Genomic DNA, 18,025 nt, shown 5'->3' on the forward strand with positions numbered 1-18,025 from the left:
GCACGGCCATGTCTCCGGCGGACAGCCCCCGCGCTGTCGGCCAAGACCTTCCAGGGGGCTGGAGCGTGCTCAATTGTCCTTAGGTGACCTGTACTTGAGGTCCCTGCCCTTGAGGGCCATGCACGCCGAGGACGACGTCACCGCCGCGCGCCCGCCGGGCTCGGTTCCTCGTCCTTGGTCCGGCCGCCGATCGCCGTCGCCCCGTTGAGCGACGGCGTCCAGTCCGTGAGCGCCGCGGCGGGTTCCGCGGTGGTCTGCGCGACGGCGCGACGGCGGCGGTAGCGGGGCGGGACGAAGGACTCGGCCCAGCGGGGGGCGCGGGGCGTGAAGCGGGGCAGCAGCAGGAGGAAGAGGCCGACGCCGCTGAGGGCGGCGATGCCGAGGACGATCCACATGGACGCCGAGTTCACGGTGTAGGCGAGGGCGCCGAAGGCGATGACCGCGGACCAGAAGTACATGATCAGCACGGCCCGGCTGTGGGAGTGGCCGATCTCCAGCAGCCGGTGGTGCAGATGGCCCCGGTCGGCGGCGAACGGCGACTGACCGCGCCAGGTGCGCCGCACGATGGCGAGGATCAGGTCGGCCGCCGGGATCGCGATGATGGTCAGCGGCATCAGCAGCGGGATGTAGACCGGCACCATCTGGAACACGGTGTCGCGTTCCGAGCCGAACAGCTGCATCGCGTCCGGGTCGACCTGCCCGGTGACGGAGATCGCACCGGCGGCCAGCACCAGACCGATCAGCATCGAGCCGGAGTCGCCCATGAAGATCCGCGCCGGATGCATGTTGTGCGGCAGGAAGCCCAGGCACATGCCCATCAGGACGGCCGCGAAGAGGGTGGCGGGGGCCGCGGCCTCGATGCCGTAGCTGTACCAGAGGCGGTAGGCGTACATGAAGAACGCCGCCGAGGCGATGCACACCATGCCGGCCGCGAGACCGTCGAGCCCGTCGACGAAGTTCACCGCGTTGATCGTGATGACGACGAGGGCGACCGTCAGCAGGGTGCCCTGCCACTGGGTCAGCGCGACGATGCCGACGCCGGGCACGGGCAGCCACAGGATCGTCAGACCCTGCATGACCATCACGCCCGCGGCGATCATCTGCCCGCCGAGCTTGATCAGCGCGTCGATCTCGAACTTGTCGTCCAGCACGCCGATCAGCCAGATCAGCGCGGCCCCGGACAGCAGCGCGCGCGGTTCGTTGGAGTCGGCGAAGACCTCGCTGAGGTTGGTCAGGTGGTCGGCGACCAGCAGACCGGCGCACAGCCCGAAGAACATCGCGATGCCGCCGAGGCGGGGCGTCGGCTCACGGTGGACGTCGCGCGCACGGATCTCCGGCATGGCTCCGGCCACGATCGCGAACTTCCGCACCGGCCCTGTCAGCAGGTACGTCACCGCGGCCGTGATACAGAGCGTCAGGAGGTATTCACGCACGGGCTTCCCCACAGGTCTCGCTGGCCATCTCAGCCCCACACCCTAGCGATGCACGCATATGGTTGGGGACATCCGGGTAGCGACGATGGTTGCACGTGATGCTGTGTGCAGTGGTGCGTCTACCCCACCTCAGCGCGGATACGGCGGAAATCTTCCGGCCAGGTCCCGTACTTCTTCACGCGTCCGCCTGCCGTCGCCGCCGTCCCTGAGCGCCCTCGCGAAGAGCCCGGCGAGGTGCGTCATCTCCGCCTCGCCCATGCCCTGCGTGGTCAGCGCCGCCGTGCCGAGCCGCAGGCCACGGGCGTCGCCGTGCGGCAGCGCACAGCAGTCCAGCACGATCCCGGCCGCCGCGAGCCGACCGCGGGCGGTGCGGCCGTCGACCCCGAGCGGCGCGGGATCGACGGCGAGGAGATGGGTGTCCGTGCCGCCGGTGACGACGACGAGGCCCTCCCGTGCGAGCGCCTCGGCCAGGACGCGGGCGTTGGCGACCACCTGATGGGCGTACCCGGTGAACGCCGGTGTTGCCGCCTCCCCGAACGCGACGGCCTTCGCGGCGATGGAGTGCATCTGCGCCCCGCCCTGGGTGAAGGGGAACACCGCCCGGTCCACCCGCTCGGCCAGCTCGCTCCCGCACAGCAGCATCCCGCCGCGCGGCCCCCGCAGCACCTTGTGCGTGGTGGCGCAGACGATGTCCGCGTACGGCACCGGATTGGGCGCCGCTCCCCCGGCCACCAGCCCGATGGGGTGGGCGGCGTCGGCGATCAGGAAGGCCCCGACCTCGTCGGCGACCTCGCGGAAGAACGCGTAGTCGAGATGGCGGGGGTAGGAGATCGAGCCGCACACGATGGCCTTGGGGCGGCGCGTACGGGCGAGGGTGCGCACCTGTTCGCGGTCGATGAGGCCCGACTCGGCCTCGACGCCGTACCCGACGAAGTCGAACCAGCGGCCGGAGAAGTTCGCCGGCGACCCGTGGGTGAGGTGGCCGCCGAAGTGCAGGCCCATCGCCAGCACGGTGTCACCGGGGCGCAGCAGGGCCGCGTAGGCGGCCAGGACGGCCGAGGAGCCCGAGTGGGCCTGGACGTTGGCGTGTTCGGCGCCGAACAGCGCCTTGGCCCGCTCCACGGCGAGCCGCTCGGCGACGTCGACCATCTCGCAGCCGCCGTGGTAGCGGGTGCCCGGATAGCCCTCCGCGTACTTGTTGGCCAGCGACGACCCGAGGGCCGCGAGCACCGCGGGCGAGGTGAAGTTCTCGGCGGCGACGAGCTGGAGGGTCGTCGCCTGCCGATCGAGCTCGCCGAGGAGGATGTCGGCCAGTTCGGGGTCCTGCCGTCGCAGGACATCGGCCTCTAGGACAGGGGTGACCGACATGGTGGGCTCCGGGCGTCGACGGTGACGTACGACCAATGTAGGCCCGTGTGTCCGGGGACGCCCGGTGTCGTCCCGTCCTTACGCCCGGGCGGGCACCCCCGTCAGCGCGGTCACCACCGGATCCAGCGCCTGGTGTATCTCGTCGCCCACCGAACGGAAGAACGGCAGCGGGGCGCCGTACGGGTCGTGGACCTCGTCCGCGTCGGCCGTCGGGGCGAGGAGCCACCCGCGTAGAGCGGCGGCGGCACGCACCAGCGCCCGGGCTCGTACGACCATGCCCTCCTCCAGCGGCGGCAGGGTGGCCGGGTCGATCGCCCGGACGAGGCGGGTGAACTCCTTCAGGGTGAAGGTGCGCAGGCCCGCCGAGTGGCCCATCGAGATGACCTGGGCCCGGTGGTCGCGGGTGGCGGTCAGCACGAGGTCGGCCATGATCACGTGCTCGTCCAGCAGTTCCCGCCCGGTGAAGCCGGAGGCGTCCGCGCCGAAGTCGGCGAGGACGGCCTCCGCGTTGGCCTCCATGGGCGCGCCCTCGTGTCCCCAGGTCCCGGCGCTCTCGACGATCAGTCCGCCGCCCAGCGGGTCCCCGAGCCGGTCCGCCAGGGCATGGCGGGTCAGCCGCTCGGTGATCGGCGAGCGGCACACGTTGCCGGTGCTGACGTGGAGGATGCGGAAGGTGTCACGCGGCAGACCCGTGAAGGTCCGCGTCTCTTCCCCGTCCCATATGCCACGCCCCGCGTCAGGGGCCGTCAATTCGCCACCTCGAGGTCGGGTACGACCTTGCGCAGCTCCTCCGCCGACAGGGCGCCCGCACGCAGCAGCACCGGCACCTTGCCCGTGACGTCGACGATGGACGACGGCACGTTCCCGGGGGTGGGGCCGCCGTCGAGGTAGACGGAGACGGAGTCGCCCAGCATTGCCTCGGCGGCGTCGCAGTTCTCCGGCGCCGGGTGGCCGGTCAGGTTCGCCGAGGAGACGGCCATGGGGCCGACCTCGGTGAGCAGCTCGATGGCGACGGGGTGCAGCGGCATCCGGACGGCGACCGTGCCGCGGGTGTCGCCGAGGTCCCACTGGAGCGACGGCTGGTGCTTGGCGACAAGGGTGAGCGCGCCCGGCCAGAAGGCGTCGACGAGTTCCCAGGCCATCTCGGAGAAGTCGGTGACGAGGCCGTGCAGGGTGTTCGGGGAGCCGATGAGGACGGGGGTGGGCATGCTGCGGCCCCGGCCCTTGGCCTCCAGCAGGTCGGCGACGGCCTCCGAGGTGAAGGCGTCGGCGCCGATGCCGTAGACGGTGTCCGTGGGCAGCACCACGAGCTCGCCCCGGCGGACGGCGGACGCGGCCTCGCGCAGACCGGTGGCGCGGTCGGTCGCGTCGTTGGTGTCGTATCGCCGTGCCATCTAGCGGGCCTCCTCGTACACGTACTGCTGGGGGGTGGTGGGGGGCGTGCTCATCAGGGCAGCGCCTTGCGTGCGGTCGCGAACCGCGGCCGGTTGTTGAGGTCCGGGTGGTCGGCCGCGTCGGCCCAGCCCCGTTCCTCGGTGAAGATCCACGGCACCTGGCCGCCCTGGGTGTCGGCGTGCTCGACGACGACGACACCGCCGGGGCGCAGCAGCCGGTGCGCGGTGCGTTCGAGGCCGCGGATCAGATCCAGGCCGTCCTCCCCTGAGAACAGGGCGAGTTCGGGATCGTAGTCGCGGGCCTCCGGTGCCACGTACTCCCACTCCGTGAGCGGGATGTACGGCGGGTTGGAGATGACCAGGTCGACCTGGCCGTCGAGGTCGCGGAAGGCGTCGAGGGCGTTGCCCTGGCGCAGGTCGACCCGGGAGCCCGCCACGTTCTTGCGGGTCCACACGAGGGCGTCCTCGGACAGCTCCACGGCGTGCACGCGGGAGCGCGGCACCTCCTGGGCGAGGGCGAGCGCGATGGCGCCGGAGCCGGTGCACAGGTCGACGATGCAGGGCTCGACGACGTCCATCGCGCGGACGGCGTCTATGGCCCACCCGACGACGGACTCGGTCTCCGGGCGGGGCACGAACACCCCTGGCCCCACCTGCAGTTCGAGGTAGCGGAAGTACGCGCGTCCGGTGATGTGCTGGAGCGGCTCACGCTGCTCGCGCCGGGCGATGACCTCCCAGTACCGGGCGTCGAAGTCGGAGTCCTTGACGGTGTGCAGCTCGCCCCGCTTCACGCCGTGCACGAACGCGGCGAGTTCCTCCGCGTCGTTGCGCGGCGAGGGCACGCCGGCGTCGGCCAGGCGCTGGGTGGCCTGGGCCACTTCCGCGAGCAGCACGCCGCGGGGGTTTGGGGGTCGCCCCCCAAGATGATGCTGCACGCAAGTCCTCCGGTCGTGCTCGTCGTACTCGTACGGGCCTACGCGGCTGCCAGCTTCGCTGCCGAGTCCGCGTCGACGCATGCCTGGATCACCGCGTCGAGGTCGCCGTCCAGGACCTGGTCCAGGTTGTACGCCTTGAAGCCGACGCGGTGGTCCGAGATGCGGTTCTCCGGGAAGTTGTACGTACGGATCTTCTCGGAGCGGTCGACGGTGCGGACCTGGCTGCGGCGGGCGTCGGCGGCCTCCTTCTCCGCCTCCTCCTGCGCCGCGGCGAGCAGCCTGGAGCGCAGGATACGCATCGCCTGCTCCTTGTTCTGCAGCTGGCTCTTCTCGTTCTGGCAGGAGGCGACGACTCCGGTGGGGATGTGCGTGATGCGCACGGCGGAGTCGGTGGTGTTGACGGACTGCCCGCCGGGCCCGGAGGACCGGTAGACGTCGATGCGGAGGTCGTTCGGGTTGATCTCGACGTCGATCTCCTCGGCCTCCGGGGTCACGAGGACACCGGCGGCGGAGGTGTGGATGCGGCCCTGGGACTCGGTGGCGGGGACGCGCTGGACGCGGTGCACACCGCCCTCGTACTTCAGTCGGGCCCAGACGCCCTGGCCGGGCTCGGTGGCGCCCTGGCCGCCCTTGGTCTTCACGGCGACCTGGACGTCCTTGTAGCCGCCCAGCTCGGACTCGGTGGCGTCGATGATCTCGGTCTTCCAGCCGACGCGCTCGGCGTACCGCAGGTACATGCGCAGGAGGTCACCGGCGAACAGGGCGGACTCGTCGCCGCCGGCGCCAGCCTTGATCTCCAGGATGACGTCCTTGTCGTCGCTGGGGTCGCGCGGGACGAGCAGAAGGCGCAGCTTCTCCGTCAGCTCCTCGCGCTGCTTCTCCAGCTCCTTGACCTCGGCGGCGAAATCCGGGTCGTCCGCGGCGAACTCGCGGGCCGTCTCGATGTCGTCACCGGTCTGCCTCCAGGAGCGGTACGTGCCGACGATCGGGGTCAGCTCCGCGTACCGCTTGTTCAGCTTGCGCGCGTTGGCCTGGTCGGCGTGGACCGACGGGTCGGCGAGCTTCTTCTCCAGGTCGGCGTGTTCCCCGACCAGTTCCTGGACCGCCTCGAACATCTCCGGCTCCCTGTACGACGTGATAAGTGGGCTGCACCGCAAAGCGCCGGTCCCCGGACGCCCCCGGACGGGGGGGCACCTAGGACCGGCGCTGTGGGCTCGCTACTTCTTGGCAGCGGCAGCCTTGCCGAAGCGGGCCTCGAAGCGGGCCACGCGGCCACCGGTGTCGAGGATCTTCTGCTTGCCCGTGTAGAACGGGTGGCACTCGGAGCAGACCTCGGCACGGATGGTGCCGCTCTCGATCGTGCTACGGGTGGTGAACGACGCGCCACAGGTGCAGCTGACCTGCGTCTCGACGTACTGGGGGTGGATGTCGCGCTTCAAGGTGTCTCCTAGTTTCGGGAGGGCGCCGGGTCGCTGCCGCGGGATGCGAGAGCGTGAACCGGAGCCGACGTACCAGTCTGCCAGGACTGGCCGCATCTCCCAAAACCAGGGGGTGCCGCCATGTATTCCCGGGGGGCCTGCTGTGTGCGAGGGTGCGCCCGAGGGGGTGCCTCGTGATCGCCGTGGGCGGCTGCGGGGCCGTGGGACCGCTCGCGCCGTTCCCCGCGCCCCTTCAGTTCCCGGCGGTGACGACGTCCCCGGCCGTTCCCGTCGCCGTGCCCTTCGTCGCCGACTTCGGAATGGGCTTGTCGGCCTTGAGGGCGGCCCACACCCGCTTCGACTTCGCCTCGTCGACCAGGACGCGGTTGGGGTCGGCGGGGTCGTACTGGACCGGCATGGTGACCATGGTCATGTTCTTGGCGCTGATGCCCTTGAGACCGCCCGCGAAGGAGGCCAGGTCCTTGACGTCGTCGAGGTCGGAGTCGGTGGTGACGGCGTCCGTGGCGGTGTCGGCGAGGTCGTAGAGCTTCTTCGGGTTGCTGAAGATGCCGACCTCCTTGACCTGCTCCAGGAGCGCCTTGATGAACGCCTGCTGGAGCTGGATGCGGCCGAGGTCGGAGCCGTCGCCGACGCCGTGCCGGGTGCGGACCAGCCCGAGGGCCTGCTTGCCGGTGAGGGTGTGCTCGCCGGCCTTGAGGTTCAGATGGCTGTCGGGGTCCTTGATGTCCTTGGTCGTGGTGATGTCGACCCCGTCGAGGACGTTGATGAGCTTCTCGAAGCCCGCGAAGTCGACCTCGATGTAGTGGTCCATGCGGATGCCGGTCATGGACTCCACGGTCTTCACCGCGCACGCGGCGCCACCGGTGGAGTATGCCGAGTTGAACATCGCCAGCCGCGCCGCCGGGTACGTCTTGCCGTGCGTGTCGGTGCACTCGGGCCGCTCCACCAGGGTGTCCCTGGGTATGGAGACCACGCTGGCCTTCTTGTGGCCCTCGTAGACGTGCACGATCATCGCGGTGTCGGAGCGGGCGCTGCCGTCGTCGACGCCGCCGCCCAGCTTCTTGTTGCTGCCGGAGCGGGTGTCGGAGCCGAGGACGAGGATGTCCTGCGAGCCGTTGTCGACGTCGAGGGGCCGGTCGGTGCCGAGGGCCTGGTTGATGTCGACGCTCTTGATGTTGCCGTTGAGCTTGAAGTACAGGTAGCCGACTCCGGTGCCGCCCAGCACCAGGACGCCCGCGGCGGTCCAGACGACGGCGAGCGCCGCCCTGCTGTGCCCGTCGCGCGGTTTGCGGCGGCGGCCCTTGGGCGCGCGGTGACGGCCGGCGGTGCCGGACGCGTCCTGTGTGGCGGGATCCAGTGTGCTCTCGGCGGACATGCGCTCCTCGGTCCTCTTTCCCGGTCGGTTACCCCCTGCGCTCAGGCCCAGGCCTGCTTGGGTCGGATGTGGCCGTACCGCTCATGGTCACTCCGTTCGGTCAGACGGAGTAATTCGGGAAAGGGTTGCACAACGAACGGTGCCCATCGCGCAAAGAGCGATGGGCACCGGGTGTGCCGGATGAGCCCGGTGGGACCGGGCTCACCTGGTGTTTCAGCCGAGCAGGTCGTACTGGGCGTAGCTGGTTCCGACCGAGACCCGTGTGCCGAAGATCTCGCTCGTGGCCTTCGAGGTGCCCTTGTAGAGGTACAGCGTGCCGCCGCTGGTGCGGGCCAGCAGGTCCGCTCGGCCGTCGCCGCTCACGTCACCGGGAGTGATGAGCGTGTTGTACGAGCTCCAGTCGGAGCGGACCTTGATCTTGGTGGCGAAGGCGCCCGTGCCGGCCTTGCCGGTGCCCTTGAACAGGTAGATGTTCGAGCCGGTCTTGGTGCGCGCGATCAGGTCGGCCTTGCCGTCACCGGTGAAGTCGCCGTGCCCGAGCACCGCGTTGTAGGAGTTCCAGCCCGTGCTCACCTGGACGCGGGTCCCGAAGGTGCCGTTGCCCTTGCCCGGGTAGATCCACAGGGCGCCCGCCGAGTCGACCGAGAGCAGGTCGGGCAGGGCGTCGCCGGTGACGTCGCCGGGGGTGACGATCCGGGTGCGGGTCGCCCAGTTGTCGAAGATCTGCGTGGTCGTCCAGGTGCTCGACGACGCCGTGCGCCGCCGCCAGAAGACGTCACCGTCGGAGGCGCGGCGCAGGACGTAGTCCTGGTAGCCGTCGCGGTTCAGGTCGGTCTGCTGGACGAGGTTGTAGCCCTGCCAGCTGCCCTCGGCGGTCAGCGCCTTGCGGTCGGCGAGCGCGGAGCCCGTGGAGGCGCGGACGTAGCCCGAGCCGGTCTCCTTGTTGCGCAGGAAGACGTCGGCCTTGCCGTCCCGGCTGATGTCGGTGTCGTCGATGCGCGGGTAGGTGGCGCCGACGTACTTGCTGACCTTCGTGAAGACCGGGTACGCGCCCTTCTCCACACAGTCCACGACGCCCCACGAGACGACGCCGATGACCTTGCCGCCCACGACGAGCGGGCCGCCGGAGTCGCCGTTGCAGCTCGCGGTGGTGGTGGCGTCGGTGCCGCCGGCGGGCTTGCCCGCGCAGAACATGTTGCCCTTGACGAAGTAGGGGTCCCAGGTGTTCCCGCAGGTCGTGTCACTGACCACGGGCAGCGTCGCCGTCTTCAGCTTCTCCGAGATGTCGTCGCTGGTGGAGCTGGTACGACCCCAGCCGTAGACCTTCGCGCTGGTGCCCGCCGCGTACGAGGACGTGTCGGTCGACGTCGTCATCCTGATCGGCGTGGCGGTGACCGGCTTGGCCAGCGTGAGGACGGCGACGTCGTTGTTGATCGTGTCCTCGTTGTAGGAGGAGTGGTTCCACTGGCGGGACACCTTCGTGGGCTCGCCGCCGTGGTAGTCCATGCCCACCAGGTTGTCGTCGCTGTCGTAGACGGCCGTGGGCAGCTGGTCCGTACCGGTGACGACGGAACCCCACTTGGCCCAGTCGTAGTGGTTCTTGTCGACGCAGTGGGCCGCGGTGAGGATCTTCGTCGGCGAGACGACCGAGCCGCCGCAGAAGAAGCCGAGGCCCGTGGTCTCGTCGTAGTACCAGAGCTGCGCCATCCAGGGCGCAGCGCCGATGGTGGTCTCGGAACCACCGATGATCTTGGCGTCCGGCTTCAGGCCGTCCGCGTCGGTGCTCGACGACGACTCGTTCGTCGTCGTCGACGGCTTCGCCGCCGTCTCACCGACGGTGTCGTCCGCCGCCATCGCGTTGGCGATCCGCACGTCCAGCTCGTCGCTCCCCGACGAGCCGGCTCCGTTGGCCGCACCGGCAGATGACAGGAGCAGCGCCCCGGCTATCGCGGTGGCGACAGCTCCGGACATAGATCTGACCACTCAAGTCCCCCCTGAAAGCTAAAGAATCAAAACAAGACAGAAGAAGAACCGTGATCGTACACGTGTCCCATACAAAAACCGGGGCCACCCTCACGAAGGAGGGTGGCCCCGGTTCTGCTCTGTCGTGGACTACCGGTCGGGCTAGTCGCCGTTGCCCGGCGTCGGCGTCGTCTTCTGAATCTGCATCAGGAACTCGACGTTCGACTTCGTCTGCTTCATCTTGTCCAGCAGCAGCTCGATGGCCTGCTGCTGGTCCAGCGCGTGCAGCACCCGGCGCAGCTTCCAGACGACCGCCAGCTCCTCGTTGCCGAGCAGGATCTCTTCCTTGCGGGTACCGGACGCGTCCACGTCCACCGCGGGGAAGATGCGCTTGTCGGCGAGCTTCCGGTCGAGCTTGAGCTCCATGTTGCCGGTGCCCTTGAACTCCTCGAAGATCACCTCGTCCATGCGGGACCCGGTGTCCACCAGGGCGGTGGCGAGGATGGTCAGCGAGCCGCCGTCCTCGATGTTGCGGGCCGCACCGAAGAAGCGCTTCGGCGGGTACAGGGCGGTCGAGTCGACACCACCGGACAGGATGCGGCCGGAGGCCGGCGCGGCCAGGTTGTACGCACGGCCCAGACGCGTGATCGAGTCGAGCAGCACGACGACGTCGTGACCCAGCTCCACCAGGCGCTTGGCACGCTCGATGGCGAGCTCGGCGACCGTGGTGTGGTCCTCGGCCGGACGGTCGAAGGTCGAGGAGATGACCTCGCCCTTCACCGACCGCTGCATGTCGGTGACCTCTTCCGGACGCTCGTCGACGAGGACGACCATCAGGTGGCACTCGGGGTTGTTGTGCGTGATCGCGTTGGCGATCGCCTGCATGATCATGGTCTTGCCGGTCTTCGGCGGGGCCACGATCAGACCGCGCTGGCCCTTACCGATCGGCGACACGAGGTCGATGATGCGGGTGGTGAGCACGCCCGGGTCCGTCTCCAGACGGAGGCGGTCCTGCGGGTAGAGCGGGGTCAGCTTGTTGAACTCCGGGCGGCCACGGCCGTGTTCGGGCGCCATGCCGTTGACGGAGTCCAGGCGGACCAGCGCGTTGAACTTCTCGCGGCGCTCGCCCTCCTTGGGCTGACGGACCGCACCGGTGATGTGGTCGCCCTTGCGCAGGCCGTTCTTGCGGACCTGGGCGAGGGAGACGTACACGTCGTTCGGGCCCGGCAGGTAGCCGGAGGTGCGGATGAACGCGTAGTTGTCGAGGATGTCCAGGATGCCCGCGACGGGGATCAGGACGTCGTCCTCGGCGAGCTGCGGCTCGGCCGCGCCCATGTCGTCACGGCCACGACGGCCACGACGGTCGCGGTAGCGGCCGCGACGGCCACGGCGGCCGCCCTCGAAGTCGTCGTCGTCCTGCGGACCGTTGTCGCGCTGGCGGTCCTGGCGGCCACCGCTCTGCTGCTGGCCCTGCTGCTGGCCGCGGTCGCGCTGCTGCTGACCGCCGCCCTGCTGCTCGTCGCCCTTGCCCCGGCGGTCGCCGCGGTCACGGTCGCGGCCACGCTCACGGCGGTCACGGCGGCCCTGGCGGCCGTCGGCGTCGGCGGCGTCGCCCTTGGCCTCGGCCTGCGGCTGGGCCGGCGTCTCGGCCTTGGGCTCGGCCTTCGCCTCGGCGGTGACCGTCTCGGGGCTGCCCGCGTCGGCGGTGGCCCGGCGACGGCGGCGCTCGGTGGGCGCCTCGTCCCCGCCGGCCGGCTGACCGGGGATCTCGATCTGCTGCTGGGCGACGGCCTTCTCGGTCTTGTCGACCTTCTCGGCGGGCGCCTCGGCCTTCTTGGCGGCCTTCTCGGCCGGGGCGGCGTCCTCGCCCGTGCGTGCCTTCGAGGTGGTCCGGCGCTTGGGCTTGGTCTCGGTGGCGGCCTCGGCCTTGGGAGCCGCGGCACCCCCTCCCGCCTGCGCCTCCTTGATGACCTCGATCAGCTGGCTCTTGCGCATCCGCGCGGTGCCCCTGATGCCGAGGCCTGATGCGACCTGCTGCAGCTCGGCCAGCACCATGCCCTCGAGGCCGGTGCCGCGGCGCCGCCTGGAGCCGGCACCGCTGGCAGGCGCGGCGTCCGTGGCGGGCGCGGCAGCGGTCTCCTCGACACGTGCGCCCATCAGATCGGTGGTGTCGCTCACGAAGGGTCCTTCCCTGGAGCGGACGTCGGCCTTCTGGCTCGGCGACCGGTTGTGCTGTCCGGCTTCGGCCCTGTTCGGGTGGACCGTGCCGGGGCGGTGGTCCGCCAAAGCGGCGGAGGAAAATTTGCTGGTGATTCGGCGCTTACGGGGCCGTGGCACTCGGTGTCTGTGTCACGCGGCTCGGTCACGCCGGTTCCGGAGCCTGCTCGGCAGACCGCTCAGTGCCTGCGTACGGCGTACAGCTTGACGTACGAAGCACAGTGCGGCTTGGGAGACTCCCGGAAGAATGGTTGTCCCGGACGGGGACGATAAGCACCATGCCATGGCTGGGGCAGGTGCAGACTTGAGGTTAACACTACCGGATCCAACAAACATTCCCCCTCTCGAAATCCGGCAACCGTACGCCCCTATGCGTCGCCGCTGTCGGCGCCGTTCTCGGCGACGGTGGTGGTGAGCGGCAGGACGCACGCCCCTCGGGCGTCGAGATCCAGCCGGTTGGCGGCCCATTCCGCGCCCGCGAGGTGGGCCACCTTGTCGGCGCTGGCCTCGTCGGCCAGGGCCAGGACCGTGGGTCCGGCGCCGGAGATGACCGCCGGGACGCCGTCGGCCCGCAGTCGCTCGACCAGGGCCGCGCTCTCCGGCATGGCGGGCGCCCGGTACTCCTGGTGCAGCCGGTCCTCCGTGGCGGGCAGCAGCAGCTCGGGACGCCTGGTCAGGGCCTCCACGAGCAGGGCGGCACGGCCGGCGTTGGTGGCGGCGTCGACGTGCGGGACGGTGCGCGGGAGCAGTCCGCGCGCCGTCTCGGTGAGCACGGGCTTTCCGGGGACGAAAACCACCGGAACGATGGAATCGGCGGGATCCATCCTGATGGCCCGCGCGGAGCCGCCCTCCATCCAGGAGAGCGTGAAGCCACCGAGGAGGCAGGCCGCGACATTGTCGGGGTGTCCCTCGATCTCGGTGGCGAGTTCGAGCAGGGCGGCGTCGTCGAGCCGGTTCTCCCCGCCTATGGTCACGGCGCGGGCGGCGACGATGCCGGCGCAGATGGCGGCGGAGGAGGAGCCGAGTCCGCGGCCGTGCGGAATGCGGTTGGCGCAGACGATCTCCAGGCCCCGCGGCTGGCCGCCCAGCAGGTCGAAGGCGGTGCGCAGGGAGCGGACGAGCAGATGCCGCTCGTCGCGCGGGAGCGTCTCGCTGCCCTCCCCCGCGATGTCGACGTGCAGGCCGGAGTCGGCCACCCGGACGACCACGTCGTCGTAGAGCCCCAGCGACAGACCGAGGGCGTCGAAGCCCGGGCCGAGGTTGGCGCTGGTGGCGGGGACGCGCACCCGTACGGCGGCGGCGCGGAACGCTGGACCGGCCATCGCTCGATGACTCTCCTTGAACTGCGTGATTGACGATTGTCGAATGACATTCGATGACGTACGCGGGAACCCGGCGGCCGTCTGAGGACGGCGCGGCGCCGCACCCTTGCGGGGCATATGCAGCGGGCGGGTTCGGTACAGCCTATCGAAGGTGGGTTCTGTGGCGACATAGGGCGCACAGGAGGCGCACGATGCGTGTCGTAAGCCCCCTGTGCACCCCCTGTCGGGTCCTGTCAGGGTTATCCCCCGGGAAACGGCGTCTACGCGCGGCTCACTGGCCGTTTCGAACCGTTGCCCGAGCGGCTGGTGCTGTGACCGGAAAGGTTTGCAAGCCGGTGAACCTTTCCGGTCGCAGCACTAGGCGAGGCCGAGGCGCTCGGCCGCCGTCGCCGCGTCGACGGGGACGGTGACGGGCTGCGGGGCGCCCGCGACGGCCCAGTCGGGGTCCTTCAGGCCGTTGCCGGTGACCGTGCAGACGATGGTCTGGCCCGGGTCGACCTTGCCGTTCTCGGCGGCCTTGAGCAGACCGGCCACGGACGCGGCGGAGGCGGGCTCCACGAAGACACCCTCCTGCGCGGCCAACAGCCGGTAGGCGCGCAGGATCTCACGGTCCGTCACCTCGTCGATGGCACCGCCGGACTCGTCCTTCGCGGCGAGGGCGTACTGCCAGGACGCGGGGTTGCCGATGCGGATCGCGGTGGCGATGGTCGAGGGGTCCTTGACGACCTCGCCGCGCACGATCGGCGCGGAGCCGGAGGCCTGGAAGCCCCACATACGGGGCGTCCGCGCGGCGATGCCGTCGGCGGCGTACTCCTTGTAGCCCTTCCAGTAGGCCGTGATGTTGCCCGCGTTGCCCACCGGCAGGACGTGGATGTCGGGGGCGTCGCCGAGCATGTCCACGATCTCGAAGGCGGCGGTCTTCTGGCCCTCGATACGCACCGGGTTGACGGAATTCACCAGCGCCACGGGGTAGTTGTCGCTCAGTTCACGCGCGAGGGTGAGGCAGTCGTCGAAGTTGCCGTCGACCTGGAGGATCTTCGCGCCGTGCACCAGGGCCTGGCCCATCTTGCCGAGCGCGATCTTGCCCTGGGGCACCAGCACGGCGGAGACCATGCCCGCGCGGACGGCGTAGGCGGCCGCGGAGGCGGACGTGTTGCCCGTCGAGGCACAGATGACGGCCTTCGCGCCCTCCTCCTTCGCCCGGGTGATGGCCATCGTCATACCGCGGTCCTTGAAGGACCCGGTGGGGTTGGCTCCCTCCACCTTGAGGTGGACCTCGCAGCCCGTGCGCTCGGAGAGCACCTGCGCGGGGACGAGGGGCGTGCCGCCCTCGCGGAGCGTCACGACCGGCGTGCTGTCGGAGACGGGCAGCCGGTCCCGGTACTCCTCGATGATTCCGCGCCACTGGTGGGTCATTGCTGGTTACTCTCCTTCAACCCGCATGATGCTGGCGACACCCCGCACGGTGTCGAGGTTGCGCAGCGCCTCGACGGTCCCGTTGAGGGAGGCGTCGGACGCGCGGTGGGTGACGACGACGAGGGAGGCCTCGCCGTTGTTGCCCTGCTGGCGAACGGTATCGATCGACACCCCGTGCTCGGCGAACACGGTCGCCACCTGGGCGAGAACACCTGGTTTGTCCGCCACATCGAGGCTGATGTGGTAGCGCGTGACGACCTCGCCCATGGGCGAGACCCGCAGGGCGGCGTACGCGGACTCGCCGGGCCCGATGGCGCCCGCGAGCCGGTTGCGACAGACGGCCACGAGGTCGCCGAGGACGGCGGAGGCCGTGGGCGAACCGCCCGCTCCGGGGCCGTAGAACATCAGCTGGCCCGCGGCGTCCGACTCCACGAACACGGCGTTGTACGCGCCGCGTACGGAGGCCAGCGGGTGGGTCAGCGGGATCATCGCGGGGTGCACGCGCGCCGTGACGGAGCCACCGTCCACGGCCCGCTCGCAGATGGCGAGCAGCTTGATGGTGCAGCCCATGTTCTTGGCGGAGGCGAAGTCGGCGGCGGTGACCTCGGTCATGCCCTCGCGGTAGACGTCGTCGAGCCGTACCCGCGAGTGGAAGGCGATCCCGGCGAGGATCGCGGCCTTGGCGGCGGCGTCGAAACCCTCGACGTCGGCGGTCGGGTCGGCCTCGGCGTACCCGAGCGCGGTGGCCTCGTCCAGGGCCTCCTGATAACCGGCGCCCGTGGAATCCATCTTGTCGAGGATGAAATTGGTGGTGCCGTTGACGATGCCCATCACCCGGTTGATCTTGTCCCCGGCGAGTGACTCGCGCAGCGGGCGGATCAGCGGAATGGCGCCGGCGACGGCGGCCTCGTAGTAGAGGTCCTTGCCCGCCTCCTCGGCGACCGCGTGCAGGGCGGCGCCGTCCTGGGCGAGGAGCGCCTTGTTGGCGGAGACCACGGAGGCGCCGTGCTCGATCGCGGTGGTGATGAGGGAGCGGGCGGGCTCGATACCGCCGATGACCTCGACGACGACGTCGATGTCCCCGCGTTTGACGAGGGCGGTGGCGTCGGTGGTGACGAGGGCCGGGTCGATGCCCTCACGGACCTTGGAGGGCCGGCGTACGGCCACACCCGCGAGTTCGACGGGGGCCCCGATCCGGGCGGCGAGGTCGTCGGCGTGCGTCGTCATGATGCGCGCCACCTCTGAGCCGACAACCCCACAGCCCAGCAGCGCCACCTTCAGTGGACGCGTACGCATCATCCGACCTCGTTTCCTCATACCGAATACGGTGGAACCAGTCTCACTCACCGGACGGGAGTTTCTATCCCTCGTCCGGATCGTGAGACATCTATTTCATTTTCGCGGGGCCGTAGGACGGAGATCTTTCGGCCCGCAATTCCCGGCATTCATTATCCGCCCCGCCGCGGACGGCCGGACTCGCGTCACCGACGTCGAGACGCAGCAGGTCCTCCCCCGTCACCCGACATCGAGACGGGGCAGATCCTCTTCCGTCACCCGACATCGAGACGCAGCAGGTCCTCCTCGGTCTCCCGCCGGACGATCACCCGGGCCTCCCCGTCCTTGACCGCGACGACGGGCGGGCGCAGCACGTGGTTGTAGTTGCTCGCCATGGAACGGCAGTACGCTCCGGTCGCCGGCACGGCGATCAGGTCACCCGGTGCCAGGTCAGCCGGCAGGAACGCGTCCTTCACCACGATGTCACCGCTCTCGCAGTGCTTGCCGACCACCCGCGCGAGCATCGGCTCGGCGTCGGACGTGCGGGACACCAGCGCGACGCTGTACTCGGCGTCGTACAGCGCGGTCCGGATGTTGTCCGACATGCCCCCGTCGACCGAGACGTAGGTCCGCAGCCCGTCCAGCGGCTTGATGGTGCCGACCTCGTAGAGGGTGAAGGCGGTCGGCCCGACGATGGCCCGCCCCGGCTCGACGGAGATCCGCGGCGTACGCAGCCGGGCGCCCTCGCACTCCCGCGTGACGATCTCGGTGAGCGCCTTGGCGATCTCGTGCGGCTCACGGGGGTCGTCGGCGCTGGTGTAGGCGATGCCGAGACCGCCGCCGAGGTCGATCTCGGGCAGCTCGACGCCGTGCTCGTCGCGGATGTCCTTGAGCAGCCCGACGACGCGGTGGGCGGCGACCTCGAAGCCGGAGGTGTCGAAGATCTGGGACCCGATGTGCGAGTGGATCCCGATGAGCTCCAGCCCGTCGAGCTTCAGCGCCCGCCGTACGGCCTCGGCGGCCTGCCCCCCGGCGAGCGGGATGCCGAACTTCTGGTCCTCGTGCGCGGTGGCGATGAACTCATGGGTGTGCGCCTCGACGCCGACGGTGACCCGGATCTGCACGCGCTGCCGCTTGCCGAGCTCCTGGGCGACGTGCGCGACCCGCACGATCTCCTGGAAGGAGTCGAGGACGATACGGCCGACGCCGGCCTCGACGGCCCGGTGGATCTCCTCCGTGGACTTGTTGTTGCCATGGAAGGCGATGCGGTCGGCGGGCATGCCGGCGGACAGGGCGGTGGCGAGCTCGCCGCCGGAGCAGACGTCGAGGTTGAGCCCCTCCTCGTGCAGCCAGCGCACCACCGCGCGCGACAGGAACGCCTTGCCGGCGTAGAACACGTCGGCGTCCTGCCCGAACGCGGTGCGCCAGGCGCGGGCGCGGGCGCGGAAGTCGGTCTCGTCGAGGAAGTAGGCGGGCGTGCCGAACTCCTCGGCAAGCGCCTTCACGTCGACCCCGCCGACGCGGACGACTCCGTCGTCCCCGCGGTCGACGGTCTGCGCCCACACCTTCGGATCGAGCGTGTTCAGATCGGCGGGCGGGGCGCTGTAATGCCCCTCCGGCAGCACATCGGCGTGACGGGGCCCGGCGGGGTGTGCGGAACGGCTCATGACTGGTCTGACTCTCTCTGCCTATCGGGACTCTGTGCTCGCGGGGCCTGGGGCTCGGGTGCCTGGGGCTTGGGCTTCGGGCTTGGGCTTCGGGCGGGCGGCCTTTGGGCTTGGGCCTTTGGGCTTGGGCTTCGGCTGGGGCCTTGAGGCTCGGGGCCTGTGGGCTTTGACCTTGGGCTTTCCGCTGGCCTTGGGCTTTCGGCTGGCCTTGGGCTTTCGGCC

At 70.2% G+C, this 18,025-nt stretch carries 14 protein-coding genes; all 14 read right to left on the reverse strand.

Features of this window, described 5'->3' with window-relative positions:
• Positions 1-137 precede the first annotated feature (137 nt).
• A complete protein-coding gene (locus AOK23_RS17450) occupies positions 138-1,433 on the reverse strand; it encodes an MraY family glycosyltransferase (RefSeq protein ID WP_055713629.1) in 1,296 nt (431 codons plus the stop codon).
• Between the two features lie 129 nt (positions 1,434-1,562).
• Complete coding sequence (locus AOK23_RS17455; protein WP_055713630.1) at positions 1,563-2,801, reverse strand: serine hydroxymethyltransferase; 1,239 nt, start codon at positions 2,799-2,801, stop codon at positions 1,563-1,565.
• A 78-nt stretch (positions 2,802-2,879) separates the two neighbouring features.
• Complete coding sequence (locus AOK23_RS17460) at positions 2,880-3,551, reverse strand: arsenate reductase/protein-tyrosine-phosphatase family protein (protein ID WP_055514842.1); 672 nt, start codon at positions 3,549-3,551, stop codon at positions 2,880-2,882.
• Positions 3,548-4,195 (reverse strand): L-threonylcarbamoyladenylate synthase, encoded by a 648-nt coding sequence (locus tag AOK23_RS17465; RefSeq protein WP_055713631.1) that lies wholly within the window; start codon positions 4,193-4,195, stop codon positions 3,548-3,550. Before AOK23_RS17465 ends, AOK23_RS17460 begins: the two co-directional genes overlap by 4 nt.
• A 53-nt stretch (positions 4,196-4,248) precedes the next feature.
• A complete protein-coding gene (gene prmC, locus AOK23_RS17470) occupies positions 4,249-5,088 on the reverse strand; it encodes a peptide chain release factor N(5)-glutamine methyltransferase (RefSeq protein ID WP_055514846.1) in 840 nt (279 codons plus the stop codon).
• An 80-nt stretch (positions 5,089-5,168) separates the two neighbouring features.
• Positions 5,169-6,245 (reverse strand): peptide chain release factor 1, encoded by a 1,077-nt coding sequence (gene prfA, locus AOK23_RS17475; protein ID WP_055538225.1) that lies wholly within the window; start codon positions 6,243-6,245, stop codon positions 5,169-5,171.
• A gap of 102 nt (positions 6,246-6,347) precedes the next feature.
• Entirely contained in the window at positions 6,348-6,569 is a 222-nt protein-coding gene (rpmE, locus tag AOK23_RS17480; RefSeq protein WP_055514850.1) for a 50S ribosomal protein L31, read from the reverse strand.
• 232 nt (positions 6,570-6,801) lie between these two features.
• Complete coding sequence (locus tag AOK23_RS17485) at positions 6,802-7,944, reverse strand: LCP family protein (protein WP_055713632.1); 1,143 nt, start codon at positions 7,942-7,944, stop codon at positions 6,802-6,804.
• Between the two features lie 213 nt (positions 7,945-8,157).
• Positions 8,158-9,915, reverse strand: a complete 1,758-nt coding sequence (locus AOK23_RS17490) for a trypsin-like serine protease (protein WP_107102804.1) — start codon at positions 9,913-9,915, stop codon at positions 8,158-8,160.
• A 153-nt stretch (positions 9,916-10,068) separates the two neighbouring features.
• A complete protein-coding gene (gene rho / locus AOK23_RS17495; protein WP_055713636.1) occupies positions 10,069-12,084 on the reverse strand; it encodes a transcription termination factor Rho in 2,016 nt (671 codons plus the stop codon).
• 407 nt (positions 12,085-12,491) lie between these two features.
• A complete protein-coding gene (thrB, locus tag AOK23_RS17500) occupies positions 12,492-13,445 on the reverse strand; it encodes a homoserine kinase (protein WP_055538228.1) in 954 nt (317 codons plus the stop codon).
• Between the two features lie 357 nt (positions 13,446-13,802).
• Positions 13,803-14,861, reverse strand: a complete 1,059-nt coding sequence (gene thrC / locus AOK23_RS46840; protein WP_055713633.1) for a threonine synthase — start codon at positions 14,859-14,861, stop codon at positions 13,803-13,805.
• 6 nt (positions 14,862-14,867) lie between these two features.
• Entirely contained in the window at positions 14,868-16,160 is a 1,293-nt protein-coding gene (locus tag AOK23_RS46845; protein ID WP_167738805.1) for a homoserine dehydrogenase, read from the reverse strand.
• A 251-nt stretch (positions 16,161-16,411) separates the two neighbouring features.
• A complete protein-coding gene (gene lysA, locus AOK23_RS17515) occupies positions 16,412-17,803 on the reverse strand; it encodes a diaminopimelate decarboxylase (protein ID WP_055713634.1) in 1,392 nt (463 codons plus the stop codon).
• Positions 17,804-18,025: the final 222 nt, after the last annotated feature.

The sequence above is a fragment of the Streptomyces torulosus genome, assembly GCF_001419765.1.
GTDB classification, from domain to species: domain Bacteria; phylum Actinomycetota; class Actinomycetes; order Streptomycetales; family Streptomycetaceae; genus Streptomyces; species Streptomyces torulosus.

What these genes read in the sequence shown, in the direction of transcription:
- AOK23_RS17455 (WP_055713630.1), bottom strand. Translation starts at nt 2,801, where the DNA reads ATGTCGGTCACCCCTGTCCTAGAGGCCGATGTCCTGCGACGGCAGGAC.
- AOK23_RS17465 (WP_055713631.1), bottom strand. Translation starts at nt 4,195, where the DNA reads ATGGCACGGCGATACGACACCAACGACGCGACCGACCGCGCCACCGGT.
- prfA (WP_055538225.1), bottom strand. Translation starts at nt 6,245, where the DNA reads ATGTTCGAGGCGGTCCAGGAACTGGTCGGGGAACACGCCGACCTGGAG.
- AOK23_RS17485 (WP_055713632.1), bottom strand. Translation starts at nt 7,944, where the DNA reads ATGTCCGCCGAGAGCACACTGGATCCCGCCACACAGGACGCGTCCGGC.
- AOK23_RS17490 (WP_107102804.1), bottom strand. Translation starts at nt 9,915, where the DNA reads ATGTCCGGAGCTGTCGCCACCGCGATAGCCGGGGCGCTGCTCCTGTCA.
- thrB (WP_055538228.1), bottom strand. Translation starts at nt 13,445, where the DNA reads ATGGCCGGTCCAGCGTTCCGCGCCGCCGCCGTACGGGTGCGCGTCCCC.
- thrC (WP_055713633.1), bottom strand. Translation starts at nt 14,861, where the DNA reads ATGACCCACCAGTGGCGCGGAATCATCGAGGAGTACCGGGACCGGCTG.
- AOK23_RS46845 (WP_167738805.1), bottom strand. Translation starts at nt 16,160, where the DNA reads ATGATGCGTACGCGTCCACTGAAGGTGGCGCTGCTGGGCTGTGGGGTT.
- lysA (WP_055713634.1), bottom strand. Translation starts at nt 17,803, where the DNA reads ATGAGCCGTTCCGCACACCCCGCCGGGCCCCGTCACGCCGATGTGCTG.